19 protein-coding genes, 1 tRNA gene, 1 other RNA gene and 2 pseudogenes are annotated in these 25,219 nt (G+C 61.1%); 12 read left to right on the forward strand and 11 right to left on the reverse strand.

From position 1 onward, the window contains the following. Nucleotides 1–23: 23 nt before the first annotated feature. Nucleotides 24–100: transfer RNA gene (locus V8Z78_RS22515), tRNA-Asp, on the forward strand. Nucleotides 101–194: 94 nt separating this feature from the next. On the opposite strand, the gene V8Z78_RS22520 is transcribed toward V8Z78_RS22515, so the two are convergent. Both V8Z78_RS22520 and V8Z78_RS22525 read right to left on the reverse strand, forming a co-directional pair. After that, nucleotides 195–953, reverse strand: a complete 759-nt coding sequence (locus V8Z78_RS22520) for a 3-hydroxyacyl-CoA dehydrogenase (protein WP_349732193.1) — start codon at nt 951–953, stop codon at nt 195–197. 271 nt (nt 954–1,224) lie between these two features. Continuing rightward, nucleotides 1,225–1,773, reverse strand: a complete 549-nt coding sequence (locus V8Z78_RS22525) for a phasin family protein (RefSeq protein ID WP_003067688.1) — start codon at nt 1,771–1,773, stop codon at nt 1,225–1,227. 351 nt (nt 1,774–2,124) lie between these two features. Between V8Z78_RS22525 and V8Z78_RS22530 the strand changes: the two genes are divergently transcribed. The 7 genes and pseudogenes from V8Z78_RS22530 (at nt 2,125) to V8Z78_RS22560 (ending at nt 10,285) form a co-directional block, all read left to right on the forward strand. Continuing rightward, nucleotides 2,125–2,604 carry an acyl-CoA thioesterase gene (locus tag V8Z78_RS22530; protein WP_012837589.1) on the forward strand — a complete coding sequence of 160 codons (480 nt, stop codon included), beginning with the start codon at nt 2,125–2,127 and terminating at the stop codon, nt 2,602–2,604. 230 nt (nt 2,605–2,834) lie between these two features. Continuing rightward, nucleotides 2,835–4,070 carry a nicotinate phosphoribosyltransferase gene (gene pncB, locus V8Z78_RS22535; RefSeq protein WP_012837590.1) on the forward strand — a complete coding sequence of 412 codons (1,236 nt, stop codon included), beginning with the start codon at nt 2,835–2,837 and terminating at the stop codon, nt 4,068–4,070. 82 nt (nt 4,071–4,152) lie between these two features. Next, a pseudogene (locus V8Z78_RS22540) lies at nt 4,153–5,572 on the forward strand (sodium:proton antiporter). A gap of 115 nt (nt 5,573–5,687) precedes the next feature. Then, nucleotides 5,688–6,665, forward strand: a complete 978-nt coding sequence (locus tag V8Z78_RS22545) for a 2-hydroxyacid dehydrogenase (RefSeq protein ID WP_349732194.1) — start codon at nt 5,688–5,690, stop codon at nt 6,663–6,665. Between the two features lie 136 nt (nt 6,666–6,801). Then, nucleotides 6,802–7,209 carry a tautomerase family protein gene (locus V8Z78_RS22550; protein WP_003067678.1) on the forward strand — a complete coding sequence of 136 codons (408 nt, stop codon included), beginning with the start codon at nt 6,802–6,804 and terminating at the stop codon, nt 7,207–7,209. Between the two features lie 275 nt (nt 7,210–7,484). Beyond that, nucleotides 7,485–9,095 (forward strand): DNA recombination protein RmuC, encoded by a 1,611-nt coding sequence (locus tag V8Z78_RS22555; protein ID WP_502878870.1) that lies wholly within the window; start codon nt 7,485–7,487, stop codon nt 9,093–9,095. Continuing rightward, nucleotides 9,092–10,285, forward strand: a complete 1,194-nt coding sequence (locus tag V8Z78_RS22560; RefSeq protein WP_349732195.1) for an MFS transporter — start codon at nt 9,092–9,094, stop codon at nt 10,283–10,285. Before V8Z78_RS22555 ends, V8Z78_RS22560 begins: the two co-directional genes overlap by 4 nt. Nucleotides 10,286–10,347: 62 nt before the next feature. Here the strand turns inward: V8Z78_RS22560 and lapB are convergent, their stop codons facing one another. From lapB to gyrA, 9 genes and pseudogenes are all read right to left on the reverse strand, one after another. Then, a complete protein-coding gene (lapB, locus tag V8Z78_RS22565) occupies nt 10,348–11,505 on the reverse strand; it encodes a lipopolysaccharide assembly protein LapB (RefSeq protein WP_349732196.1) in 1,158 nt (385 codons plus the stop codon). Continuing rightward, a pseudogene (locus tag V8Z78_RS22570) lies at nt 11,495–11,831 on the reverse strand (LapA family protein). Before V8Z78_RS22570 ends, lapB begins: the two are co-directional and overlap by 11 nt. A gap of 109 nt (nt 11,832–11,940) precedes the next feature. Beyond that, nucleotides 11,941–12,261 carry an integration host factor subunit beta gene (locus V8Z78_RS22575; RefSeq protein ID WP_043006739.1) on the reverse strand — a complete coding sequence of 107 codons (321 nt, stop codon included), beginning with the start codon at nt 12,259–12,261 and terminating at the stop codon, nt 11,941–11,943. A 109-nt stretch (nt 12,262–12,370) separates the two neighbouring features. Next, entirely contained in the window at nt 12,371–14,053 is a 1,683-nt protein-coding gene (rpsA, locus tag V8Z78_RS22580; protein ID WP_003057144.1) for a 30S ribosomal protein S1, read from the reverse strand. Between the two features lie 196 nt (nt 14,054–14,249). Beyond that, on the reverse strand, nt 14,250–16,310 hold the full coding sequence (locus V8Z78_RS22585; protein ID WP_057091876.1) for a bifunctional 3-phosphoshikimate 1-carboxyvinyltransferase/cytidylate kinase: 2,061 nt from the start codon (nt 16,308–16,310) through the stop codon (nt 14,250–14,252). A 106-nt stretch (nt 16,311–16,416) separates the two neighbouring features. Beyond that, nucleotides 16,417–17,313 carry a prephenate dehydrogenase gene (locus tag V8Z78_RS22590; RefSeq protein ID WP_012837598.1) on the reverse strand — a complete coding sequence of 299 codons (897 nt, stop codon included), beginning with the start codon at nt 17,311–17,313 and terminating at the stop codon, nt 16,417–16,419. Further along, a complete protein-coding gene (gene pheA, locus V8Z78_RS22595) occupies nt 17,313–18,413 on the reverse strand; it encodes a prephenate dehydratase (RefSeq protein WP_003067663.1) in 1,101 nt (366 codons plus the stop codon). The genes V8Z78_RS22590 and pheA overlap by 1 nt, the downstream gene beginning before the upstream one ends. Nucleotides 18,414–18,535: 122 nt before the next feature. Next, a complete protein-coding gene (gene serC / locus V8Z78_RS22600; RefSeq protein ID WP_046462754.1) occupies nt 18,536–19,645 on the reverse strand; it encodes a 3-phosphoserine/phosphohydroxythreonine transaminase in 1,110 nt (369 codons plus the stop codon). Between the two features lie 129 nt (nt 19,646–19,774). After that, entirely contained in the window at nt 19,775–22,471 is a 2,697-nt protein-coding gene (gyrA, locus tag V8Z78_RS22605; RefSeq protein ID WP_349732197.1) for a DNA gyrase subunit A, read from the reverse strand. A gap of 229 nt (nt 22,472–22,700) precedes the next feature. Here gyrA and ompA point away from each other — a divergent pair, with 229 nt between their 5' ends. The 4 genes from ompA (at nt 22,701) to ssrA (ending at nt 25,204) form a co-directional block, all read left to right on the forward strand. Then, nucleotides 22,701–23,345, forward strand: a complete 645-nt coding sequence (gene ompA, locus V8Z78_RS22610; RefSeq protein ID WP_003077020.1) for an outer membrane protein OmpA — start codon at nt 22,701–22,703, stop codon at nt 23,343–23,345. Nucleotides 23,346–23,429: 84 nt separating this feature from the next. Further along, a complete protein-coding gene (ubiG, locus tag V8Z78_RS22615) occupies nt 23,430–24,143 on the forward strand; it encodes a bifunctional 2-polyprenyl-6-hydroxyphenol methylase/3-demethylubiquinol 3-O-methyltransferase UbiG (RefSeq protein WP_349732198.1) in 714 nt (237 codons plus the stop codon). A 5-nt stretch (nt 24,144–24,148) separates the two neighbouring features. Beyond that, nucleotides 24,149–24,808: an HAD-IA family hydrolase gene (locus V8Z78_RS22620; RefSeq protein WP_003067658.1), complete on the forward strand. Its 660-nt coding sequence runs from the start codon at nt 24,149–24,151 to the stop codon at nt 24,806–24,808. A gap of 19 nt (nt 24,809–24,827) precedes the next feature. Continuing rightward, nucleotides 24,828–25,204: a transfer-messenger RNA gene (ssrA, locus tag V8Z78_RS22625) on the forward strand. Nucleotides 25,205–25,219: the final 15 nt, after the last annotated feature.

Raw genomic sequence — 25,219 nt, forward strand, 5'->3', positions numbered from 1 at the left:
ATATGTAGCAAAGCTTCCTGCCAGGAGTGGTAGTTCAGTTGGTTAGAATACCGGCCTGTCACGCCGGGGGTCGCGGGTTCGAGTCCCGTCCACTCCGCCAGATTCAAAAAGCCGCAATCAAGCAATTGATTGCGGCTTTTTCTTTGCCCGGGATCCCGAGAAAAGGCCTTGCGGCAAGGCCTTTGATTTACCCATTATTTCGGGGCCATGCGAATGGCGCCGTCCAGGCGGATGACTTCACCATTGAGCATGTCGTTTTCCAGGATCTGCTTGACCAGCTTGGCGTAGTCCTCGGGTTTGCCCAGGCGACTGGGGAAGGGCACGCTGGCGGCCAGTGCATCCTGAACTTCCTGCGGCATGGTGAACAGCATGGGGGTGCCGAAGATGCCGGGAGCAATCGTCATATTGCGAATACCGCTACGAGCCAGGTCGCGAGCAATGGGTAGCGTCATACCGACCACGCCGCCCTTGGAGGCTGAGTAGGCGGCCTGACCGATCTGGCCGTCATAGGCTGCGACGCTGGCTGTAGAAATCAGCACACCGCGCTCGCCGGTAGGCTCTGGCTCATTCTTGCTCATGGCATCCGCTGCCAGGCGAATCATGTTGAAGGTGCCGACCAGGTTGACCATGATGGTCTTGGTATAGACGGCCAGGCTGTGCGGGCCGCTTTTGCCTACGGTTTTCTCGGCCGGTGCAATACCGGCGCAGTTGATCAGGCCGGCGAGTTTGCCCAGGCTGGTGGCTTTGGCGACCACGGCCTGACCATCGGCCTCATTGCTGACATCGCAGCACAGATAGACGCCGCCGATCTCACTGGCTACGGCCTCGCCGCGCTCTGCATTCATGTCGGCAATCACGACCTTGCCGCCGTTGGCGGCCAGCATGCGCGCCGAACCTTCGCCCAAGCCTGAAGCGCCACCGGTCACGATGAATACGCGATCCTGAATCTGCATGAACTGTCTCCTTGTTCGATGTCTGTTGACGTTGACGTAAACGTCAATTATGCACAGAGTGAAGGAACTGGCGACCTGAGGAAAGCGCGCATAAAAAAAAGCCCAATCGGGAAGATTGGGCTTTGAAGGGATCCATGAAACGGGGGTTTCAGGAGGATCCAAGGAGACAACTTGCGCAAGGTCAGCATCTGATTCAATGTATGCCGACCTGACATGCTGGTGATTATAGGGTAAACCCTAGTCTTTGCCAAGCATGTCAATAACCATGTTCTTAACGCTTGGCAGCGGTCGTGGCCTTGACAGCTTCGGTTGCTGTCTTGGTGGCTGCGTTGAAATTGGCTTCGGCCATGTCGGAGGCTTGCTTCACCGCCTTTTGCACGGATTCGAAGGCGTTGTTGGCGGCGGAGACTGCGCTCTTGACCATGGCAACAGCGGATTCGGAACCGGCAGGAGCATTCTTGGTCGTGTTGTCCAGCAGGGCATTGAAGTTCTTGCGAGCTTCGGTGGACTGGGCTTCCAGCGTCTTGTTGAATTCGCCGGCAGTGTTGCTGGCGATGTCGTACAGGTGGCGGCTGTAGGAAGCGGTTTTCTCGGCCAGCGGCTGGAACAGGCCTGCTTGCAGAGTCAGCAGTTCCTGGGCGTCCTTGACGCTGAGCACGGCCTGGGTGTGCTGGGCAGCTTCGGCCAGTGCGGCGCGCGAGGCGGTGACGTTCAGTTCCACCAGCTTTTCCACGCCTTCGAAAGCTTTGCTGGTCAGGCCGAACAGTGTCTCGAAGTGGGCTTTTTGTGCGCTCAGGATTTGGTCAGGGGTCAGGCTCATGGCAATTCTCCAAAATTACGGATCTAACAAAGGGATCGGACCGGAGGAAACGTCTGCCCTGACATGACCGCTATCTTTGCCAGCCGTATGTTGCAGTGCAGCATGAGTGCATTGTGAAAGAGAATTTGTGGCAATGCAAGCTTTAATTTGTTGCACTGCAGCAAAAAAATTAATGACTCTTTGTTTTTGATAAGTATATGATTTTTAAAAGACTTTGTTATGTCTGATAACTGACAAAAATTGAAGTGGCGTGTTTTCTTTGTGCGGTGCGTCATGCGTTGATGAGTGACAACCTGCAAGCCCTGTCGCGGTGGTGCTGGCGGCGCCGGGGCAGCTCTGCAAAATGACTGCATGACTGCATCGTTATCTCATGGCAAACCTTTGCGCGCCCAGCCGCAGGCGCGCGACTCCTATCCCGTGTTTCGTGAAATCAGCACCCGCTGGTCGGACAACGATGTTTACGGTCATGTGAACAACGTCATCTACTACAGCTGGTTTGATACCGCGGTCAATGCGTATCTGATAGAGCAGGGCGCGTTGGATATTCATGATGGGCAGACGATTGGCCTGGTGATAGAGACCCAGTGCAATTACTTTGCCTCGTTGGCTTTCCCCCAAGCCGTGGAAGCGGGTATTCGCGTGGCCCATCTGGGTAGCTCCAGCGTGCGCTATGAAGTGGGTCTGTTTGCCAGGGGTGCGAGCCAGTCGGCTGCTGCCGGGCATTTTGTGCATGTCTATGTCGACAGGCAGACGCGCCGGCCTGTGCCTTTGCCCGAGCCCTTGCGGGCGGCGCTACAGTCACTGCTGCGTGCAGAGCCTGCTGGTGAATAGCAAAAATGATAGCTTCTCGCGTATGTGTATCAAAGGTTTGATTCTGATCCGATTGATATATCTGGCGGCAAATCCGAAGCCCGCATCTGCAAGAAGCGCTTAGGAGCCGTGAGTACGGTGCAGGGTGTGGAATAGCCTACACTCGTCAGTCTCTGTTGAGGCTGGCGCAGCCTGTGTTTTGAGCCAGCCTTGTTCCATGACTGAACGGACCGTCAGGCCCACCGTCGTCCATGATCATCACCAGTCTGCTAGACACCGACCTGTACAAATTCACGATGATGCAGGTGGTGCTGCATCAGTTTCCGGGCGCGCAGGTGGAGTACCGCTTCAAATGCCGCAACCCTGGCGTGCAACTGGCTCCGTACGTCAATGAAATTCGTGAAGAAATCCGCTCTCTGTGCAAGCTGCGCTTTCAAGATGCCGAGCTGGCCTATCTGAGTTCGCTGCGCTTCATCAAGAGCGATTTTGTCGATTTCCTGAGCCTGTTCCAGCTCAACGACAAATACATCACGGTCACGCCCCTGGCCAGCGGCGAGATCGACATCACCATCCAGGGCCCTTGGCTGCACACCATCCTGTTCGAGATTCCAGTGCTGGCCATCGTCAACGAGGTGTATTTCCGCAATACCCAGCCAGTACCCAACTTTCTGGAAGGACGCAAGCGCCTGGACGAGAAGATCGAGCTGCTGCAAGCGCCTGGCCTTGAGTCGCTCAAGATTGCCGATTACGGCACCCGCAGGCGCTTTTCCAGGGCCTGGCATGAAGAGGTGCTGCGGGTGCTTTGCGCCAGGCTGGGTCATTCGGGGGCGGCGCGCGTTAACGGCCAGCGCAAGGGGCAACTGGCGGGCACCAGCAATGTGCTGTATGCGATGAAGCTGGGCCTGATCCCGCTGGGCACCTTGGCCCATGAATATCTGCAGGCCTGCCAGTCGCTGGGCCCGCGCCTGCGCGACAGCCAGATCTTCGGCTTCGAGTCCTGGGCGCGCGAGTACCGGGGCGATCTGGGGATTGCGCTGTCCGACGTCTATGGCATGTCGGCCTTTCTGCGTGATTTCGATCTGTACTTCTGCAAGCTTTTTGACGGTGCGCGCCATGACAGCGGCGACCCGTTTGACTGGGGCGAGCGCCTGATCGCGCATTACAAGGCCAACAAGATCGATCCGCTGAGCAAGGTGCTGATCTTCAGCGATGGGCTGACCATCCCCAAAACCATCGGGCTGTTCGAGCGCTTCAACGGTCGCTGCCAGCTGGCGTTCGGCATCGGCACCAATCTGACCAACGATTTGGGAAATCCCCCCGAGCATGTGCCATTGCAGATCGTGATCAAGATGACGCGCTGCAACGGCCAGCCCGTGGCAAAGCTATCGGACACACCGGGCAAGAGCATGTGTGACGATGAAAAATACCTGGCCTATCTGCGCCAGGTGTTCAGCATTGCGCCGCCGGAGCCGGTTTCGCCGGCATAGAAATCAAAGAATCATTGGCGGGAGTTATGCCTGTTGCAGGGCAAAGAGCAGAGAGGATGGGCGTTTGAACAGCAAATCTTTTATGAAAGCCGCGGCGGCCGCGCTGCTGACGCTGGCAGCGGCCACCGCGCAGGCCGCAGACATTGACGGCGCAGCCATGTCCGTGGCCTGGGGCCTGCCGTTTGTGGGCATGCTGCTGTCCATTGCGCTGCTGCCGCTGCTGCTTCCGCAATTCTGGCATCACCATTTCGGCAAGGTCACTGCCGGCTGGGCGCTGGCCTTCCTGCTGCCTTTTGCGTTGGTCTACGGGTTGGGCGCGGCGGGCGTGAATCTGGTGCATGCCTTGCTGGCCGAGTATCTGCCATTCGTGATCCTGCTGACCGCGTTGTACACGGTGGCCGGAGGCATCTATGTGCGCGGCAATCTGCGTGGTTCGCCGGGGTTGAATACCGCCATCCTGGCCATTGGAGCGGTACTGGCCAGCTTCATGGGCACGACCGGAGCTTCGATGCTGCTGATACGCCCCTTGCTGCGCGCCAACGATAACCGCCGTCATCAGGCTCATGTGGTGGTGTTTTTCATCTTCATCGTCTCCAATGCTGGGGGGGGCGTTGACGCCGCTCGGAGATCCGCCGCTGTTCCTGGGCTTTCTGAAGGGGGTGGACTTCTTCTGGACGGTGAGCCATATCTGGGGCCCTATGCTGTTCCTCACGCTGGCGCTGCTGGCCATCTTCTATGCGATAGATCACAAGCTGATGGGGCAAAAGGGCGAGACCGATCTGCCCGATCCCACGCCCAGCATGGATGTGACCGGGGCTCAAAGCCGCCTGGGCTTTGAAGGCCGCGTGAACTTTGTGCTGCTGATGGTGGTGGTGGCTCTGGTGCTGGTCAGCGGCATCTGGCGCACTCCTGCGGGTATCGAGATCGCCGGGACCCATGTGGGCCTGCCCGGTTTGGTGCGTGATCTGGGTTTGCTTGCCGTGGTGCTGCTTTCGCTCAAACTCACACCCGCTCATGTGCATCAGGCCAATGAGTTCGGCTGGGGACCCATGCAGGAAGTGGCCAAGCTGTTTGCAGGTATTTTCCTGACCATCATTCCCGTCATCGCCATGCTCAAGGCAGGTGTCGATGGCCCGTTCGGTGCCGTGGTGCGCGCAGTCACCAATGCCGATGGCACGCCCAACCCGGCCATGTATTTCTGGGCCACGGGTCTGTTGTCTTCCTTCCTCGACAACGCTCCGACTTATCTGGTGTTCTTCAATACCGCCGGCGGCGACCCCGCTCACCTCATGACCGAGATGGCGCTGACGCTGACAGCCATTTCTGCCGGTGCCGTGTTCATGGGTGCGAACACATACATTGGCAATGCGCCCAATCTCATGGTCAAGGCGATTGCTGAAGATCGCGGTGTGAAGATGCCGGGCTTTTTCGGCTATATGCTCTGGTCGGTCTGCGTGCTGGTACCTCTGCTGGTTTTGATTACCTGGATTTGGTTTAGGTGATGGCTCTCCCCTTGAGGGGGACGACATCATTGCTGCGGGACGGCTCTTGCTTGATAGCTCGGGCTGTGCCGGGCGAGCTGATATGTTCTAAAAAGATGAATGAGGAGACAGCGCGATGAGTCAAAAGCCCCGTATCTTGATTGCCCGCGCCATTTCACCCGAGGTGGTGCAGCGGTTGCAGCAGCATTTTGAAGTGCAGTCCAATCAGGAGGATGTGGTCTGGTCTCCGGCAGAGCTGGCACAGCAGTTGCAGGGCAAGGATGGCGTACTGACCACGGGGTCGCAGCGCATCGATGCTGAGTTGCTGGCCGCCTGCCCGCAGCTCAAGATCGTGGCCAATATGGCGGTGGGCTACAACAATTTCGATGTGCCCGCGATGACGGCCGCGGGCGTGCAGGGCACGAATGCCCCCGATGTGCTGACCGAGACAACGGCTGATTTCGGCTTTGCCCTGCTGATGGCCACGGCGCGCCGCATTGCCGAGAGCGAGCACTATCTGCGTGCCGGGCTCTGGAAGGACTGGCATTACGACCTGTTTGCGGGTGCCGAGGTGCATGGCAGCACGCTGGGCATCCTGGGCATGGGCCGCATCGGTCAGGCCATTGCACGCCGTGCGGCTTACGGCTTTGGCATGGAGGTGATCTATCACAATCGCTCGCGTCTGGATGCTGCGCTGGAAGCCGAGTGCAAGGCCAGTTATGTCGGCAAGCAGGAGCTGCTCGAACGTGCAGACCATCTGATGCTGGTGCTGCCATTCACCCCCGAAAACCGCCACACCATAGGCGCGGCAGAAATTGCGCAGATGAAGCCCACAGCCACGCTGATCAATATTGCGCGTGGCGGCATCGTCGATGATGCGGCTCTGGCCCAGGCACTGAAAGACGGGCGCATTGCTGCAGCGGGGCTGGACGTGTTCGAGGGTGAGCCTGTCGTGCATCCCGATCTGCTGACCGTGCCCAATGTGGTGCTGACACCTCATATCGCCAGCGCCACCAAGGGTACGCGTACGGCCATGGCGGGGCTGGCGGCTGACAACCTGATCTCGTTCTTTGCTGGCAAGGGGCCGCTGACGCCCGTCAATCAGCTGGCCTGATGCCGCGATTAGGCCGTATCACGTCATATCAGTTTGAGGGCGAATACGTGCTCTGAGTGCGTTGTCGGCTTTGATAATTTCTGCCCGCTTGGCGTCTGTGCGCACAGCGGGCTTTTTTATATCAAGCGAGATAGCAATGCCTTTTATCCGCACCAGCGTCCACAAGGACACCATGCCCGCCCAGCGCCAGGCCATCGTCAACGGTATTCATCAGGCCCTGATCGACGGCATCGGCATGCCCGCCGATGAGCTGTTCAACATGGTTGAGGAATATGACGAGCAGAAGTTCTTCTTCAGCCGCACTTTCAACGGCTACAAGCGCTCGGACCGCGTGGTCGTGGTCGAGATCACCATGCGCCGTGGGCGCAGCGATGCCATGAAGCGCGCGCTGTATGCCAACATCGCCGCCAATCTGGAGAAAGATGCGGACGTCGCACCCAGCGATGTGTTCATCTTCACGCACGAAAACGACTATTCCGACTGGTCCGTGGGCGGCGGCAAGTTCGCCATGGCCATTGCCCAGCAAGTGGGCCCCGACGCCTGATTCTTGCGTCAACCGATTGCAGCCTAGCTGTCACCAAGGCTGCAACCGGAAGCAGCACTTTTGATCGCATTGAATTTTTCGTGGCTCTGAGGACTGATAATTTGCCTGCGCGCTAGTGCTTGCAAACTTCAGTCTGCAATGCCCAGGGCGGAAATTCAATGAATAGGTCTGTAGCGATTTGCTGATAAGCGCTTGCAGCTATCAAAAAAGAGTGCGAAAGGCGTGGCAAGACAGTGACTACGTGGTGGCTTGGGTTGGCGGCGCTGGCCGTATTGATGGTGGGCCTGCTTCTGGTGCTGCTGTGGTGGCTGCAGGGGCTGCGCCGTCAGACGGAACTTGCTCTGGGCCCTGATGCGATGAGGTTGCAAGCCCAGCTGCTGCAGGGATTGCAGGCGCTGGATGTCAGGCTGCAGCAGCTGGAGCGCAGCAGCCAGAGTACCCAGATGACGGTGGCCAAGAGCGATGGAGCCCTGGACCGTGTCACCCAGCATGTACAGACCCAGTTGGCCCAGGCCCAGCAAGATGCACTGGCCGCACGGCGCGAGCAGGCGGCGGCGCTGGCATCCTTTCGTGAAGACGTTTCCCAGCTTGCGCAGCGGCTGACGGGCGACAGCCAGCAAGCCCGTGCGGCACTGGCCCAAAGCAGTGCAGAGCAGGCAGTCCATGTCCAGCAGCGCTTCGAGGCCCTGGCCGAGACGACGCGCGGTACGCTGGACTCGCTCAAGGGCGACATCCAGCAGCAGCTCACGCATATGAGTACCAATATGGGGGCTGCGCTCAAGGATCAGCTGGGAAGCAATGGCGAGCAACTGCGTCATCAGTTTGCCGTGTTGCAGGATGCGGTGAGCCAGCAACTGGCTGCGCTGGCACAGGGCCAGCAGACCACGGCCGAGCAGCTGCGCGCAACGCTCAACGAGCGACTGGCCACGATTCAGAGCGAAAACTCCCTCAAGCTCGACGAGATGCGCCGCACTGTCGATGAAAAGCTGCATGCCACGCTGGAGCAGCGTCTGGGCGAGTCCTTCAAGCTGGTCAGCGATCGGTTGGAGCAGGTGCACAAGGGGCTGGGCGAGATGCAGACTCTGGCGGGCAGCGTAGGCGATCTGAAGCGCGTGATGACCAATGTGAAGTCGCGTGGCACCTGGGGCGAGCTGCAACTGGGCAGCATCATCGACAATGTGCTCACGCCCGAGCAGTACGCCAGAAACGTCAAGACCGTGCCTGACAGCGATGAGCTGGTCGAGTTCGCCATCCGGCTGCCGGGACGCAACGACGAGCAGCCCGTATGGCTGCCCATCGATGCCAAATATCCGGTCGAGCATTACCAGCGCCTGCAGGATGCCCAGGACAGCGCAGATCGTGTGGCCATTGCCGCTGCAGGCAACGCCTTCGAGACATCGATTCGAGGCGAGGCCAGGAAGATTGCGAGCAAGTACATCGCGCCGCCGCACACCACGGACTTTGCCGTCATGTATCTGCCCACCGAGGGCCTGTTCGCCGAAGTGTTGCGCCGTCCGGGCCTGGTCGAGGCGCTGCAGAACGAGCATCGCATCGTGATTACCGGTCCCGCGAATCTGGCCGCCATGCTCAGCAGCCTGCAGATGGGCTTCAAGACGCTGGCGATCGAGAAGCGCTCCTCCGAAGTCTGGGGCGTGCTCGGTCAGGTCAAGACCGAGTTCGGCAAGTTCGGCGAAGTGGTGGAGGCTACGCGCAAGTCCATCGATGCCGCTGCGCGCAAGTTCGATCAGGTGGGTGTGCGCACGCGCGCCATTCAGCGCCATTTGCGCAATGTGCAGGAGCTGCCGAATGAAGCCGGGCAGGAGCAGCCCCTGTTTCCGGCCACATCGCCTGGAGGCGATCAGACCGCCAGCGAGGACGAAGAATGAATGCGGCCCTGCTGCGCCTGATCCTTGCGCAAGTCTGTATCCACGGCACCATGACCGGAATGCGCATGGCCACGCCGCTTTTGGCGCTCAAGGAGGGCTATAGCGCAGCCGCGGTCGGCATGCTGCTGGCGCTGTTCGCGCTGACCCAGGTGTTTCTGTCGCTGCCCGCGGGCCGCTATGCGGACCGTCACGGGCTCAAGCGCCCGCTCATCATCAGTGTGGTGGCCGCATGTTCCGGAGCGGGAGTGGCCGTGCTGTTCCCGATCTATCCGGTGCTGTGCCTGAGCGCTTTGCTGACGGGCGGCGCAGCCGGCATGGCGCTCATCGCCCTGCAGCGCCATGTGGGGCGCATGGCACACAACAAGGACGAGCTGCGCAAGGTCTTCAGCTGGCTGGCGATTGGCCCGGCCATTTCCAACTTTCTGGGACCGTTTGCGGCCGGGCTGCTGATCGACTATGCAGGCGGAGAAGCGGCCAGCACGACGGGCTTCAGGGCCGCCTTCCTGCTGCTGACCCTGATGCCTCTGGCGGCATGGTTCTGGGCGAGAACGGTGCAGGAGCTGCCGGCGCTGCAGACCGAGAGCGCGAACCAGAAGGCAACGGCCTGGGACCTGGTGCAGAACCGGGGCTTCAGGCGCCTGTTGCTGTTGAACTGGGCGCTTTCCTCTTGCTGGGATGTGCATACCTTTGTCGTGCCCATTCTGGGTCATGAACGCGGACTGCCTGCCTCGGTGATAGGCAGCATCCTGGGCGCCTTTGCGATTGCTGCAGCCGTGATCCGCCTGTTGATGCCCATCATCACGCGCCATATGGCTGAATCGCAGGTGGTGCTGGGGGCCATGGTTGCTGCCTGCGCCCTGTTCATCGCCTACCCCTTCATGCCCGGTGCCTGGAGCATGGGTGCCTGTTCGGTCTTGCTGGGCGTGGTGCTGGGATCGGTGCAACCCATGGTGATGAGCATGATTCATCAGATCACGCCGCCCGAGCGTCATGGCGAGGCGCTGGGATTGCGCATGATGGCCATCAACGGCTCCAGCGTGCTGATGCCGGTGCTGTTCGGCTCGCTCGGCACGGTGGTCGGTGTCTCGGCCCTGTTCTGGGCGGTGGGGGCGCTGGTCGGCGTGTCCTCGCGCCTGCCCTGGCTGATCGGCAAGCAGGATATGCCGGCCGATGAGTGGAGTGGCCATTAAACGGGCCGGCTGCTTGCATTTAAAAAGAGCGCCCTGGGCGCTCTTTGTCTTCTGGACGTGCTTTACAGCTCTTCGACCCTGCGTGCCGGATAGCTGTCCCAGCTCTGGCAGCCGGGGCAATGCCAGAAATGGGTGCGAGCTTCAAAGCCGCAGGCTGCGCAGCGGTAGCGGGTCAGGGGCTTGGTGGCATGGTTCAGTGCCTTCTGCACGGTGGCATGGTACTGCTCTTCGGTCAGGGTCTCGCCTTCCAGCCATTGGGCGGCCGCCACCAGGGACGACTCATGCTCCAGATGCTGCACCAGGCGCTGGCGGCCGGGCGCTGCAGCATCACCGCTTTTCTGGTCCAGGGCGACCAGTGCCTGCAGCAGATCCAGCGATGGTGCCTGTTCATAGTGCTTGAGCAGCAGATCGCGAGCCTCGGCGAGCGCGCCCGTTGCTTCGGCCACTTCCACCAGCAGGCTGGCGGCCAGGGGCAGGGCTGCGGGGCTGTTCTGCGCCAGGGCCTGAAGGCTGGACAAAGCCTGCGCGGACCGGCCCTGGCGATGCTGGAGCTGGGCCAGCTCCAGTCGGGGGCGCGGAGCTTGCGGCGCCGTCTCCAGGGCCTGCTGCAGCTGCGCAAAAGCCTTGTCGAGCTGGCCATGGGCCACCTGGGATTGCGCATCTTCGCAAAGATAGTGGGCCAGGCGGGTGCTGAAGTCTCCCTGGCCCGCAGCCTGCATCTTGCGCACGATGGCCGCTGCCTGGGCCCAGTCGCGAGAGCGCTCGTAAATGGCCAGCAGTGCCAGGCGTGCCTCGCCTTCGTACTGCGTGCCTTCCAGGCGGTTCAGCGCCTCCTCGGCGCGATCCAGCAGGCCTGCCTTGAGAAAGTCCTGCGCCAGTGCATGCTGGGCACGGTCCCGGTCGGGGCGGGTGAGGTCGGCGCGGCTGAGCAGATGCTCGTGGACGCGCACCGCACGGTTGTATTCGCCGCGGCGGCGAAACAGATTGCCCAGGGCAAAGTGCAGCTCGGTAGTATCGGGGTCGTTCTGTACGGCCTCGATAAAGGCATCGATGGCCTTGTCCTGCTGCTCGTTGAGCAGAAAGTTCAGGCCCTTGAAATACGCCTTGGGAGCCTGGCGGTTGTCGGCACGCACCTGGCGCAAATCCCAGCGGGAGGCCAGCCAGCCCAGCACAAAGGCTGCAGGCAGGCCCAGCAAAATCCAAGTCAGATTAAATTCCATGCACGTCGCCCGGCGCAATGATCGAAGAAGAGTTCTGTTCCTTCACCGCAGGTGCTGCACTGGCAGCGTTGGCTGCGGCGTTCGGTACCTGTTGAGTGGCCTGTGCTTCGCGCGCTGCGCTGCGATGCTTGAGCCAGCGTGGCACCATGCCCAGCACTCCGACAAAAAGGCCCAGTGCGAAAGCAGCCAAAACCACCAGCACCAGAGGTGCGGTCCAGGCCGTGCCAAAGAAGAAATGCACGGTGGCGTCTTGCTGGTTGTTGAGTGCGAATGCGAACAGAGTGAAAAAAAATGGCTGCCTTGAGCAGCCACAGCAGGTATTTCATGCTTCCCTTTATGCGCCTTGTGTGACGGGAAGATTTTAGGCCAGCCTATGCGCGGACTGGCAAACGGCGGCATGCTCAGCCCTGATTGGGCTGACGGTGCCTACGGACTTCAGGCGGTCTGCGGCTGCTGGGCAGCGGAGTCGTCGGCCTTGAGATTGTCCACGGCTTCGCGCAGGGCCTTGCCGGGCTTGAAATGAGGAACGCGCTTGGAAGGAACCTGAACGGACTCGCCCGAGCGGGGGTTGCGGCCTATGCGGGGCTGGCGGTGATTGATGGCAAAGCTGCCAAAGCCGCGAATTTCGATACGGTGACCGCGCACCAGGGCATCGCTGACGGCATCCAGAATGGTTTTGACGGCCTGCTCGGCATCACGTTGGTTGAGTTGGCCAAACTGGGCGGCAAGTTCTTCGACGAGATCGGATCGGGTCATCGGGTGGCGGAGGCTCTAGGTTGAAAACAACAACGGGCGCACAGGGCGCCCGTTGTCTTTGACGCTTGGCGGTCAGCCAGGCGAGCTGGCTGACCGGCTGATGCAAGATTTACTTGTCAGCGTCCAGCTTGGCGCGCAGCAGAGCGCCCAGGCTGGTGGTACCAGCGTTTTCCTTGGAGGACTGAGCCGACAGGGAAGCCATGGCGACTTGCTGTTCAGCGTGATCCTTTTGCTTGATGGACAGCTGGATGTTGCGGCTCTTGCGATCCACGTTCACCACCACGGCAGTCACTTCGTCGCCTTCCTTCAGGACGGAACGAGCATCTTCCACGCGGTCTTGCGAGATTTCGGAAGCGCGCAGGTAGCCGATGATGTCTTCGCCCAGGTCGATTTCAGCGCCCTTGGCGTCCACAGTCTTGACCTTACCGGTCACAACCTGGCCCTTGTCGTTCACGGTCACGAAGGTCGTGAAGGGATCGCTGTCCAGCTGCTTGATGCCCAGGGAGATGCGCTCGCGCTCAACGTCCACGGCCAGCACGATGGCTTCGACTTCTTGACCCTTCTTGTAGTTACGAACGGCGGCTTCGCCGGCTTCGTTCCACGACAGGTCAGACAGGTGCACCAGGCCGTCGATACCGGCAGCCAGACCCACGAACACGCCGAAGTCGGTGATGGACTTGATGGGGCCCTTCACGCGGTCGCCGCGCTTGGTGTTCTGGGCGAATTCTTGCCAGGGGTTAGCCTTGCACTGCTTCATGCCCAGGGAGATGCGACGCTTGTCTTCGTCGATTTCCAGAACCATGACTTCCACTTCGTCGCCCAGGGACACGAGCTTGGTGGGAGCGATGTTCTTGTTGGTCCAGTCCATTTCGGAAACGTGCACCAGGCCTTCGATGCCGGGTTCCAGTTCCACGAATGCGCCGTAGTCAGCAATGTTGGTGACCTTGCCGAACAGACGGGTAGCGGAGGGGTAGCGGCGAGCCACGCCCATCCAGGGATCGTCGCCCATTTGCTTCAGACCCAGGGACACGCGGTTCTTTTCGGTGTCGAACTTCAGGATCTTGGCAGTGATTTCCTGACCAGCAGTCACCACTTCGGAGGGGTGACGCACACGGCGCCATGCCATGTCGGTGATGTGCAGCAGGCCGTCGATACCGCCCAGGTCCACGAACGCACCGTATTCGGTGATGTTCTTGACCACGCCCTGAACGATAGCGCCTTCCTTCAGGGTTTCCATCAGCTTGGCGCGTTCTTCGCCCATGGAGGCTTCCACCACAGCGCGGCGCGACAGCACCACGTTGTTGCGCTTGCGATCCAGCTTGATGACCTTGAATTCCAGGGTCTTGTTTTCGTAGGGAGTCAGGTCCTTGATGGGACGTGTGTCGATCAGCGAACCGGGCAGGAAAGCGCGGATGCCGTTGACCAGAACGGTCAGGCCGCCCTTGACCTTGCCGGAAGTGGTGCCGGTCACGAATTCGCCGGATTCCAGAGCCTTTTCCAGCGACAGCCAGGAAGCCAGACGCTTGGCGGTGTCACGGGACAGGATGGTGTCGCCGTAGCCGTTTTCGATGGAGCCGATGGCCACGGACACGAAGTCACCCACTTGGACTTCGACTTCGCCCTGGTCGTTCTTGAACTCGTCGAGGGGCACGTAGGCTTCCGACTTCAGGCCGGCGTTCACCACCACGAAGTTGTGCTCAACGCGCACGACTTCAGCGGTGATAACTTCGCCAGGACGCATTTCGGTGCGTGTCAACGACTCTTCAAAAAGGGCGGCAAAAGATTCAGACATGTAGTTCCTTGCCCGCAACCAGGTTTCCGTCGGCACCATTGCCAAGCGTTTTTAAGACTGATTGCGGAGGTTGTGGGTTTGGGCCCACGGGGTTAAAGGTTAACAACCTTGCTGCCGGTCCGCGGTCTGCGAAAGCCTGGCATCAAGGGCCAACAAGCCAGATGCGGGGCTGTCCCGAAAACTTCAAGCTGAAGTTTCAAGAGCGGCCAAACGGCTGGCGTTCCTGCCACCACGACAGCACCTGGGCAACCACTTCTTCAATGGTCATCTCGGAGCTGTCGAGCTGCAAAGAATCCTCGGCGGGCTTGAGCGGAGCGGTGGCGCGATTCATGTCGCGCGCGTCTCTTGCCTCAAGGTCTGCCAAAAGGGTGGACATATTAGCTGAAATTCCTTTGGAAATCAACTGTTTATATCGGCGCTCCGCGCGGCACTGGGCAGATGCCCACAAATAGACCTTGAGCGGGGCGTGGGGGAAGATGACCGTACCCATGTCGCGGCCGTCGGCAACCAGTCCCGGCAGAGCCTGGAAGGACAGCTGCAGATCCACCAGCGCGGTGCGTACGGCGGGCAGGGCCGATACGCGCGAGGCGTTCATGCCGGCTTCTTCGCTGCGGATGGCCAGGCTGATGTCCTCGTCGCCGAGCCAGACACGCTGCTGTGCATCGAAGCGTACCGGCATGTCCAGCGCCATCTCGGCAATGGTTTCCTCGTTCGACTCGTCAAGCGTCATGCCGGCGCGCGATGCGGCCAGGCCGGTGATGCGATACAGCGCGCCTGAGTCCAGCAGCTGGTAGCCCAGTGCCCTGGCGACTTCTGCGGCAATCGTGCCCTTGCCGGAGGCTGTGGGCCCGTCGATGCAGATCACGGGAATGTGCTCGCGCTCGGCTTCACTGACGGAGAACAGTGCCTCGAAATAGTCGGGAAAGGTCTTGGCCACGCATTTGGGGTCTTCGATGCGCACGGGCAGCTTGGCCGGGTTGAAGGCCGCCAGAGAGAAGCACATGGCGACGCGGTGGTCGTCATAGGTGTGGATGCTGGCTGCTTTCCAGGCGGCCTTGCCGGCCGGGGGAGTGATGCGGATGTAGTCCGCACCTTCTTCCACCGAGGCGCCGAGCTTGCGCAACTCGATCGCCATGGCGGCAATGCGGTCGGTTTCCTTGACGCGCCAGCTGGCGATGTTGCGCAGCGTGGTCACGCCGTCGGCATACAGCGCCATGGTGCCCAGCGTCATGGCCGCGTCGGGAATATGGTTGCAATCGAGGTCGATGGCTTTCAGAGGCCAGCTGCCACGGCTGACCTGCAGCCAGTTGGGGCCGCTTTCGATCTTTGCGCCCATGGCCTGGGCGGCCTCGATGAAGCGGATATCGCCCTGGATCGAGTCCTGGCCCACACCCAGAATGCGGATGCTCTTGGGCTGCGGCGCGTTGTCGGCATCGGCGTCATCGGTAGTGCCGGTGGCAATCGCGCCCAGCGCGATGAAATAGCTGGCCGACGAGGCGTCGGCCTCCACATGGATGGCGCCCGGCGACTGGTAGTGGCTGCCCGCGGGGATCACAAAGCGCTGCCAGTTATCGTTTTGCACGGCAATGCCAAAGCGCGCCAGCAGTTCCAGCGTGATGTGGATATAGGGCCTGGAGATCAGCTCGCCCACCACCTCGATGCTGATATCTCGATCCTTGGCCAGCAGGGGCAGGGCCATCAGCAGCGAGGTCAGGAACTGGCTGGAGACATCGCCGCGTACCTTGATGGATTCGCTGCCCAGCTGGCTGAAGTCGGGCTGGCCGATCTTCAGGGGCGGAAAGCCTTCATCCTTCAGATAGTCGATCTTGCAGCCCAGCTGGCGCAGCGCGTCGACCAGGTCGCCGATCGGGCGTTCGTACATCCGGGGCACGCCGGTCATCTCGAAGTCGCCGCCCAGCACCGACAGCGCCGCGGTCAGCGGGCGCATGGCTGTGCCGGCATTGCCCAGGAACAGCGTGGCCGCAGTGCCGGCCGGCAGCTGACCGCCGATGCCGGTGACCGCAATAGCCTGGCCGGGTGTGACGACGTCCGGGCTGATGCTGCAGCCCAGCTGCTTGAGTCCGGCCAGCATGACGCGGGTGTCGTCCGAATCCAGCAGGTCGTGAATGGTGGTAGTGCCCTGGCTCAGTGCGGCCAGCAGCAGCACGCGATTGGAGATGCTCTTGGAGCCGGGCAGGCTGACGGTGCCGTTGGCGGAGTCCAGTGCGGGCAGATCCAGAAATTCGGTGGTGAACATAAAACTCTCGTAACCCCTGCGCAGCCTGGCTGCTTCGACACCGGGCTGCGCGGCGGGCGTTGCCCGGTGTCTGTGGCGGTTGGGTGAATAGATCGACGCCGCTAGTTTAAGAGCCTCGCTTGCCGCCCATGGTCCATTCGGCGCGCGCGGCGCTGGCCAGGGTCAGGCGGTCCTGCAGGCCCTGGCCGTCGTTGGCTTGCATCAGCCCTTCGAGCTGCTCCAACGCCTGGCGAAACTGACGTGACTGGGCCAGCACCTGATCGCGGTTGGCCAGCAGCACATCGCGCCAGAGCTTGGGGTCGCCCGCGCCTATGCGCGTGAAATCGCGAAAGCCGGGTCCGGCCAGCGCCAGCATATCGTCGGCACCGGGCTGGTTCAGCACGCTTTGCATCATGGCAAATGCCAGCAGATGGGGCAGGTGGCTGACGGTGGCGAGTGCGCTGTCATGGGCTTCGGGCGACATGGCCGTGACCTTGCATCCCAGGGCCTGCCACAGCGCCTGGGCCTTGGCCAGATGCGCTGTCAGCGTGCGCTCCGTAGGGGTCAGCACGACCTGGGCGCCCTGGTAGAGCTTGACATCGGCGTGCTCCACGCCGGCCACTTCCTTGCCGGTGATGGGGTGGGCGGGCACAAAGCTGCCGATCTGGTCGCGCAGCGCCGAACGTGCGGCCTGCACCACATCGACCTTGGTGGAGCCCACGTCCATGATCATCATCTGGGGCGTGACCAGATGCTTGATGGACTTGAGCGTGGCCTCGGTGGCCGCCACGGGCACGGCCAGCAGCACCAGATCGGCGCCGGCCGCCGCCAGCAGGGCGGAGGGCGCTTCCACGTCGATCACGCCCATCTGGCGCGCACGTTCGGTGGTCGAGGGCGATTTGCTGTAGCCCACCACGCGCTTGACCAGGCCTGCTTTCTTGAGTGCCAGCGCGAAGGAGCCGCCCATCAATCCGCAGCCGATCAAGCCGAGCTGCTCGAACGGCTGCAATTCCTGAGTCGCCATCACTTGCTCACCGGGTAGGTGCCCAGCACCTTGTAGAACGCGCACAGGCCCTGGAGCTCTTGCAGGGCGGCGGCCACATTGGCCTGGGCCGGGTGGCCTTCGATGTCGATGTAGAAGTAGTACTCCCATTGGCCGGTGCGGGCCGGGCGCGACTCGAAGCGCGTCATCGAGACGCCATGCTTCTTCAGTGGCACCAGCAGGTCATGCACGGCGCCGGCGGTGTTGGGCACCGAGACCACCAGGCTGGTGCAGTCGCTGCCGCTGGGCGCGGCCGTGGCCAGCGTGTGCGGCAGGCAGATGACGGCAAAACGCGTGCGGTTGTAGGCATCGTCCTGGATCGCGTGGCTGACGATGTGCAGGCCGAACTGCTGGGCTGCGCGCTCACCGGCAATGCCGGCCCAGTTGGGATGCAGGGCCGCCAGGCGTGCGCCTTCGGCATTGCTCTCCACGGGGCGGCGTTCGGCATGCGGCAGGTGCTTGGACAGCCAGCCCTGGCACTGGGCCAGAGCCTGGGGGTGGGCGGCCACGACCTCGATGCCGTCCAGCGTGTTGCTGGTGCGCATCAGATTGTGGCGGATCAGCATGCTGACTTCGCCCACCACATGGCAGGGCGTGTGCAGGAACATGTCCAGCGAGCGCGTGACCACGCCTTCGTTGGAGTTCTCCACGCCCACCACGCCGTACTGGGCGCTGCCGGCGGCCGTGGCATGAAAGACTTCCTCGAAGCTGTTGCAGTACATCAGGTCGGCCGCGCCGCCGAAGTACTGGATCGCCGCTTCCTCGCAGAAGGTACCGGCCGGGCCGAGCACGGCCACGCGCTGGGGGGATTCCAGCGCCAGGCAGGCCGACATGATCTCGCGCCAGATGGCGGCCACATGCGCGCCCTTGAGCGGGCCGGGGTTGTTGGACTTGATCTTCTCGATCACCTGGGCCACGCGGTCCGGGCGGAAGAAGGCCGAGCCTTCCTTCTTCTTGAGCTCGCCCACCTGCTCGGCCACATGGGCGCGCTGATTGACCAGCTCCAGCAACTGGCGGTCCAGGGAATCGATCTGGTTGCGCAGCGACAACAGCTCGGGGCTGGCTTGGGGTTCTTGGCTCATGAATCTCTCAAATGTCGTAGCTGCTGGCGCTTTTTGCACAAGGAATTCAAACCAATACCTTGGTGAAGTACTTGCAGATCAAGCGGTGGCAGCTCATCTTTTTACAAGGCTAAGGGTGGGGCTCAGGCCTGACGTTGCTCGAAGTCACGCATGTAGTCGACCAGCGCCTGCACGCCTGCTATGGGCATGGCGTTGTAGATACTGGCACGCATGCCGCCCACGGACTTGTGGCCCTTGAGCTGCAGCAGGCCGGCTTGCTTGGCGCCGGCCAGGAAGGCGTCGTTGCGCGACTCATCATGAAGGAAGAACGGAATGTTCATGCGCGAGCGGCAGTTCGCGGCCACCTTGTTCACGTAGAACGAGGACTGGTCCACATAGTCATAGAACAGCTTGGCCTTGGCGATGTTGCGCGCTTCCATGGCGGCCACGCCGCTGAGGCCGCCTTCGGTCTGGCGCTTGAGCCACTGGAAGGTCAGGCCGGCCATGTAGATGCCCCAGGTGGGAGGCGTGTTGTACATGCTGCCGTTGTCGGCCACGATACGGTAGTCAAAGGCGCTGGGGCAGACGGGCAGGGCATGGCCCAGCAGGTCTTCGCGCACGATGACGATGGTCAGGCCGGCGGGGCCGATGTTCTTCTGCGCGCCGCCAAAGGCCAGGCCCACGCGGCTCCAGTCGATGGAGCGCGAGGCCACATGCGAGGAGAAGTCGATGACCAGCGGAGCATCCGAGCCCAGAGCCTGGAGGTCGGGCAGCTCGTGGAACTCCACGCCGTGAATGGTCTCGTTGCTGCAGATATGCACATAGCTGGCGCCGCGGCTCAGATTCCAGCTGCTGGCGGCGGGAATGGTGGTGTAGTCGCTGTCCTTGGCGCTGGCGGCCACATTGGCATCGCTGGCGTACTTGGCGGCCTCCTTGGCCGACTTCTGGCTCCAGCTGCCGGTCACCACAAAGTCCACCACGCCGGCGCGCGACAGATTCATGGGCACGATGGCGTTTTCGGCAATGCCGCCGCCCTGCATGAAGAGGATCTTGAAATGCGCGGGCACGGCCAGCAGCTCGCGCAGATCGGCTTCGGCGGCTTCGTAAATGCTGATGAATTCCTTGCCGCGGTGGCTCATTTCCATCACCCCCATGCCGGAGCCGTGCCAGTCCAGCATTTCGGCGGCTGCGGTTTGCAGCACTTCTTCAGGGATGGCGGCGGGGCCTGCGGAGAAGTTAAAAGGGCGGTTCATCAGATTTACGCTCAAAACATGTGAAAGCGCTTGTCTGGCTTGCGCTTTCAGCTATCAAAACATTGGGCCACGGGCATGGGGCCATGCCCGTGGCGTCCGGTCCGTATCGGGGCAGCCGGGGCTGGCCGATCAGGAGGCGTCGCCGGACTCGGGCGCGCCTTCGGCGCCGGCGCTGCCGGAGTCATCGGCTCCGCCGTCCTCGCCGGCATTGTCGTTCGCATCATTTTCGACGATGCGCTGCAGGCCGATGAGCTTGGCACCTTCGTCCAGGTTGATCAGCGTCACGCCCTGTGTGGCGCGGCCCAGCTCGCGGATTTCCGCAACCCGGGTACGCACCAGCACGCCGGTGTCGGTAATCAGCATGATCTCGTCCTCGGGCGCCACCAGGGTCGCAGCCACGACCTTGCCGTTGCGCTCGGACTGCTGGATTGCAATCATGCCCTTGGTACCGCGGCCGTGGCGCGTGTATTCGCTGATGGCCGTGCGCTTGCCGTAGCCGTTTTCGGTGGCGGTCAGCACGCTTTGCGAACCCGCCACCACATTGCCCGTGCCGTCGTCGGCCTCGGCGACCAGCATGGCGATCACGTTCTGATGCTCTTCGATGTTCATGCCGCGCACGCCGCGCGCATTGCGGCCCATGGGGCGCACATCGTTCTCGTCAAAGCGCACGGCCTTGCCGCCGTCGCTGAACAGCATCACATCATGCTTGCCGTCGGTCAGCGCAGCGCCGATCAGATAGTCGCCCTCGTCCAGGCCCACGGCAATGATGCCGGCCTTGCGCGGGTTGCTGAACTCGGTCAGCGCCGTCTTCTTGACGGTGCCCATGCTGGTGGCCATGAAGACGAAGTGATCTTCGGGGAAGCTGCGGTTTTCGCCGGTCAGCGGCAGCACCACGTTGATCTTCTCGCCTTCCTGCAGCGGGAACATGTTGACGATGGGGCGACCGCGCGAGCCGCGCGAACCCGAGGGCACTTCCCAGACCTTGAGCCAGTACATGCGGCCGCGGTTGGAGAAGCACAGCAGATAGTCGTGCGTGTTGGCGATGAAGAGCTGGTCGATCCAGTCGTCTTCCTTGGTGGCCGTGGCTTGCTTGCCGCGGCCGCCGCGCTTTTGCGAGCGGTACTCGGACAGGGGTTGGCTCTTGATGTAGCCGGTGTGCGAGAGCGTCACCACCATGTCGGTGGGCGTGATCAGGTCTTCGGTGGACAGGTCTTGCGCGCTGTACTCCACGGTGGAGCGGCGCTCGCCCTTCTTGGACTGACCGAACTCGGCCTTCACGGCGTTGAGTTCTTCGCCAATGATGATGGAGACGCGCTCGGGCTTGGCCAGGATGTCCAGCAGGTCTTCGATGACCGACATGACGTCCTTGTACTCGGCCACGATCTTGTCTTGCTCAAGGCCCGTCAAGCGTTGCAGACGCATCTGCAGAATTTCCTGGGCCTGGGTCTCGGACAGGCGGTACAGGCCGTTTTGCTGCATGCCGAATTCGACTTCCAGGCCCTCGGGGCGATAGTCGTCGGCATTGACCACGCCGCCGTCGGTGCGCGTGCGGGTGAGCATCTCGCGCACCAGCTTGCTGTCCCAGGATTTTTCCATCAGCGCGGCCTTGGCCACGGGAGGTGTGGGAGCGTTGCGGATGATGGCGATGAAGTCGTCGATATTGGCCAGTGCGACGGCCAGACCTTCCAGCACATGGCCGCGGTCGCGCGCCTTGCGCAGCTCGAACACGGTGCGGCGGGTCACCACTTCGCGGCGGTGCTCCAGGAAGACCTGGATCAGATCCTTCAGGTTGCAGAGCTTGGGCTGGCCGTTGACCAGGGCCACCATGTTCATGCCGAAGGTGTCTTGCAGCTGGGTCAGCTTGTAGAGGTTGTTGAGCACCACCTCGGGCACTTCGCCGCGCTTCAATTCGATCACCAGGCGCATGCCGGACTTGTCCGACTCGTCCTGGATATGGCTGATGCCCTCGATCTTCTTTTCGTGCACCAGCTCGGCCATGCGCTCCTGCAGCGTCTTCTTGTTGACCTGGTAGGGCAGCTCGTCAACGATGATGGACTGACGCTGGCCCTTGTCGATGTCCTCGAAGTGGCACTTGGCACGCATCACCACGCGGCCACGGCCGGTGCGATAGCCTTCCTTGACACCGTTGATGCCGTAGATGATGCCGGCCGTGGGGAAGTCGGGCGCGGGAATGATCTCCATCAGCTCGTCGATGGAAGCTTCGGGGTTCTGCAGCAAATGCAGGCAGCCGTCCACTACCTCATTGAGGTTGTGCGGCGGGATATTCGTGGCCATACCCACGGCAATACCGGAGGAGCCGTTGACCAGCAGGTTAGGCAGGCGGCTTGGCAGCACCAGCGGCTCCTGCTCGGAGCCGTCGTAGTTGGGGCCGAAGTCCACGGTCTCCTTGTCGATGTCGCCCAGCATTTCATGAGCGATCTTGGAGAGGCGGATTTCCGTGTAACGCATGGCGGCGGCGCTGTCACCGTCCACCGAGCCGAAGTTGCCCTGACCATCGACCAGCATGTGGCGCAGCGAGAAGTCCTGCGCCATACGCACGATGGTGTCGTAGACCGCGATGTCGCCGTGAGGGTGGTACTTACCGATGACGTCACCGACGATACGCGCCGACTTCTTATAGGGGCGGTTCCAGTCGTTATTGAGTTCGTGCATGGCGTACAGAACGCGGCGGTGCACGGGCTTGAGGCCATCACGCGCATCAGGAAGCGCCCGGCCCACGATCACGCTCATGGCGTAATCGAGATAACTGCGACGCATCTCCTCTTCAAGGCTGATGGGCAGAGTTTCTTTAGCAAACTGGGTCATGTCTAGTGATACTTTGACGGCTGGAAAACAGCCATTTTAGGTCGAATGGCGTGTGGCAGCAGAGCAACATAACTGAGGAATTACATAGCTGTCCTACTTGTTGGTGCCTAGTTGACAACACTCTTGCATGTTACGTATGGCACAATCATTTCAACGTTTTTGGTGATGGTCACTGATGACGTCCACAGATTCGCAGCCCTGCTGCGGCTTTTTCCCCAAGAGGAGAACCATGAAGAAACTGAACAAAGTGGCGATGTTGTTTGCCTCTGCTGCCCTCGTGACAGCCGCTGGCGCACAAGTGAAGGCTGCTGACGGTGGCAAGACTATCGACAACTGGCAAAACGGCACCAGCGAACTGGTGTGGAAGAACGGCACGAACGAACTGTGCTGGCGCGATGCCAACTGGACTCCTGCTACTGCCGCTGTTGATTGCGACGGTGCTCTGAAGGCCCAGGTTGCTGCTCCCGCTCCCGCCGTTGTGCCTCCCGCTCCTGTGGCTCCCCAGCCTGCAGTGGCATCTAAGGTTACCTACTCTGCTGACGCTTTCTTCGACTTCGACAAGTCCGTGCTGAAGCCCGCAGGCAAGGCTAAGCTGGATGACCTGACCGGCAAGATCAAGGACATCAACCTGGAAGTCATCATCGCCGTGGGTCACACTGACTCCATCGGTTCCGATGCTTACAACCAGAAGCTGTCGGTGCGTCGCGCTGAAGCTGTGAAGGCTTATCTGGTGTCCAAGGGCATCGAAAAGAGCCGCGTGTACACCGAAGGCAAGGGCAAGAAGCAACCCGTGGCAGACAACAAGACTGCTGCCGGCCGCGCTCAAAACCGTCGCGTGGAAATCGAAGTTGTGGGCACCAAGGCTGCTCAGTAATCTTTCGATTGCTACACAAAAAGCCCCGGCAACGGGGCTTTTTTTTATGCCTGATCCATTGCGGTAATCGCGGACAATTGCACCATGAGCAACACTATCAATGCCGACCCGGCAGAACTGGAAAAATTCTCCAGCCTGGCCCATCGCTGGTGGGATCCCGAGAGTGAATTCAAGCCACTGCATCAGATCAACCCCCTGAGACTGGACTGGATCAACGCCCAGGCCCCATTGGCGAGCCAGCGTGTGCTGGATGTGGGCTGTGGCGGTGGCATTTTGGCAGACTCCATGGCGCGCAAAGGGGCCAAGGTGGTGGGTATCGATCTGGCAACCAAGGCTTTGCGCGTCGCGCAGCTGCATGCTCTGGAGGCGGGAACGCTCAATATTCAATACCATGAGGTCAGCGTCGAGCAGCTGGCGCAGGAGCAGCCGGCCAGTTTTGATGTGGTGACCTGCATGGAAATGCTGGAGCATGTGCCCGATCCCGCGTCCATCGTGCGGGCATGTGCCAAACTGGTCAAGCCTGGTGGCTGGGTGTTTTTTTCCACCATCAATCGCAATGCCAAGGCTTTTGCGCTGGCGATCGTGGCTGCCGAATACATGCTCAAGATGATTCCCAAAGGGACTCATGAGTACGCCAAGTTGCTGCGCCCAAGCGAGTTGGCTCGCTTTGCGCGCGAAGCCGGCCTGGATGTGCAAGGCAGCAAAGGCATGGAGCACAACCCGATCTCGGGCCGCTATTGGCTCAGCAACGACACCTCGGTCAATTACATGCTGGCGACACGCCGCCCGCAGGAGTGACAGCCATGTGGAAGCACGTTAGAGCCGTTCTTTTCGATCTGGATGGCACTTTGATCGATAGCGCTCCTGATCTGGGAGCTGCAGCAGACAAGATGCGTGTGGACCGTGGCATGCCCTCGCTGCCGCTCCATGCCTACCGCCATATGGCCGGGGCTGGGGCTCGTGGAATGCTGGGTATTGCGTTCGGCATGACGCCTGAGTCTGCAGGCTTTGCGGAAATGCGCGAGGAGTTCTTTCGCAATTACGAGCAATGCATGACCGAGCGCACCTATGCTTTTGATGGCGTGCCCGAGTTGATCCGGGCATTGGAAGCCGGCCCGTTGTTGTGGGGGGTAGTGACCAACAAGTCCATGCGCTTCACCGACCCGTTGACCCGTCAGATGCCTTTGTTTGCTCAGGCTGCGGCCGTGGTGAGCGGGGACACGACGCCGCATTCCAAGCCTCACCCCGAGCCTCTGTTTGAAGCCGCACGACGCATGCAGATTGCTCCCGAGCATTGCATCTATGTCGGAGATGACGAGCGCGATATCCAGGCCGGTGCAGCAGCGGGTATGAAAACCGTAGCTGCACGCTATGGCTACCTGGGTGCGACAGCAGATACGGTTCACTGGGGTGCCGATGCACATATCAATTCACCGCTTGAGCTGTTGAAGTTGCTGGGATGAGGCTAGAATAGGCAACTAAGGGGCTGTCCTGGTTTCGACGTGGGTTCGGGACCGGTGCGGTGCATGTCGAGCTTGAGTGACGCTCGTAAATCTCCATTCAAAAAACTAACTGCAAACGACGAACGTTTCGCACTCGCCGCTTAATCCGGTGAGCCTTGCAACAGCACGCTAGTGGGCTGGGCAAGGGGGTAGCAATACCTCCCGGCTGCAAGGGAATTTACATTAGCTGGCTGGATACCGGGCTTCTTGGTATTTGGCGAGATTTTAGGAAGCTGGCTACCCAAGCAGCGTGTGCCTGCGGGGTTTGGGTGGCGAGATTTAAAACAGAGCACTAAACATGTAGATCTGTCCGGCGAAGGCTTACGGACGCGGGTTCAATTCCCGCCAGCTCCACCATTCAAGACACCGCCA

This window comes from Comamonas sp. wu1-DMT, assembly GCF_040187805.1.
Classification (GTDB): Bacteria; Pseudomonadota; Gammaproteobacteria; order Burkholderiales; family Burkholderiaceae_C; genus Comamonas; species Comamonas thiooxydans.

Coding starts and splice junctions, on each gene's coding strand:
- V8Z78_RS22545 (WP_349732194.1), top strand. CDS start 5,688: ATGAGTCAAAAGCCCCGTATCTTGATTGCCCGCGCCATTTCACCCGAG.
- lapB (WP_349732196.1), bottom strand. CDS start 11,505: ATGGAATTTAATCTGACTTGGATTTTGCTGGGCCTGCCTGCAGCCTTT.
- V8Z78_RS22525 (WP_003067688.1), bottom strand. CDS start 1,773: ATGAGCCTGACCCCTGACCAAATCCTGAGCGCACAAAAAGCCCACTTC.
- V8Z78_RS22550 (WP_003067678.1), top strand. CDS start 6,802: ATGCCTTTTATCCGCACCAGCGTCCACAAGGACACCATGCCCGCCCAG.
- V8Z78_RS22530 (WP_012837589.1), top strand. CDS start 2,125: ATGACTGCATCGTTATCTCATGGCAAACCTTTGCGCGCCCAGCCGCAG.
- serC (WP_046462754.1), bottom strand. CDS start 19,645: ATGAACCGCCCTTTTAACTTCTCCGCAGGCCCCGCCGCCATCCCTGAA.
- rpsA (WP_003057144.1), bottom strand. CDS start 14,053: ATGTCTGAATCTTTTGCCGCCCTTTTTGAAGAGTCGTTGACACGCACC.
- V8Z78_RS22560 (WP_349732195.1), top strand. CDS start 9,092: ATGAATGCGGCCCTGCTGCGCCTGATCCTTGCGCAAGTCTGTATCCAC.
- pheA (WP_003067663.1), bottom strand. CDS start 18,413: ATGAGCCAAGAACCCCAAGCCAGCCCCGAGCTGTTGTCGCTGCGCAAC.
- V8Z78_RS22620 (WP_003067658.1), top strand. CDS start 24,149: ATGTGGAAGCACGTTAGAGCCGTTCTTTTCGATCTGGATGGCACTTTG.
- pncB (WP_012837590.1), top strand. CDS start 2,835: ATGATCATCACCAGTCTGCTAGACACCGACCTGTACAAATTCACGATG.
- V8Z78_RS22520 (WP_349732193.1), bottom strand. CDS start 953: ATGCAGATTCAGGATCGCGTATTCATCGTGACCGGTGGCGCTTCAGGC.
- gyrA (WP_349732197.1), bottom strand. CDS start 22,471: ATGACCCAGTTTGCTAAAGAAACTCTGCCCATCAGCCTTGAAGAGGAG.
- V8Z78_RS22555 (WP_502878870.1), top strand. CDS start 7,485: ATGGTGGGCCTGCTTCTGGTGCTGCTGTGGTGGCTGCAGGGGCTGCGC.
- V8Z78_RS22585 (WP_057091876.1), bottom strand. CDS start 16,310: ATGTTCACCACCGAATTTCTGGATCTGCCCGCACTGGACTCCGCCAAC.
- ompA (WP_003077020.1), top strand. CDS start 22,701: ATGAAGAAACTGAACAAAGTGGCGATGTTGTTTGCCTCTGCTGCCCTC.
- V8Z78_RS22590 (WP_012837598.1), bottom strand. CDS start 17,313: ATGGCGACTCAGGAATTGCAGCCGTTCGAGCAGCTCGGCTTGATCGGC.
- ubiG (WP_349732198.1), top strand. CDS start 23,430: ATGAGCAACACTATCAATGCCGACCCGGCAGAACTGGAAAAATTCTCC.
- V8Z78_RS22575 (WP_043006739.1), bottom strand. CDS start 12,261: ATGACCCGATCCGATCTCGTCGAAGAACTTGCCGCCCAGTTTGGCCAA.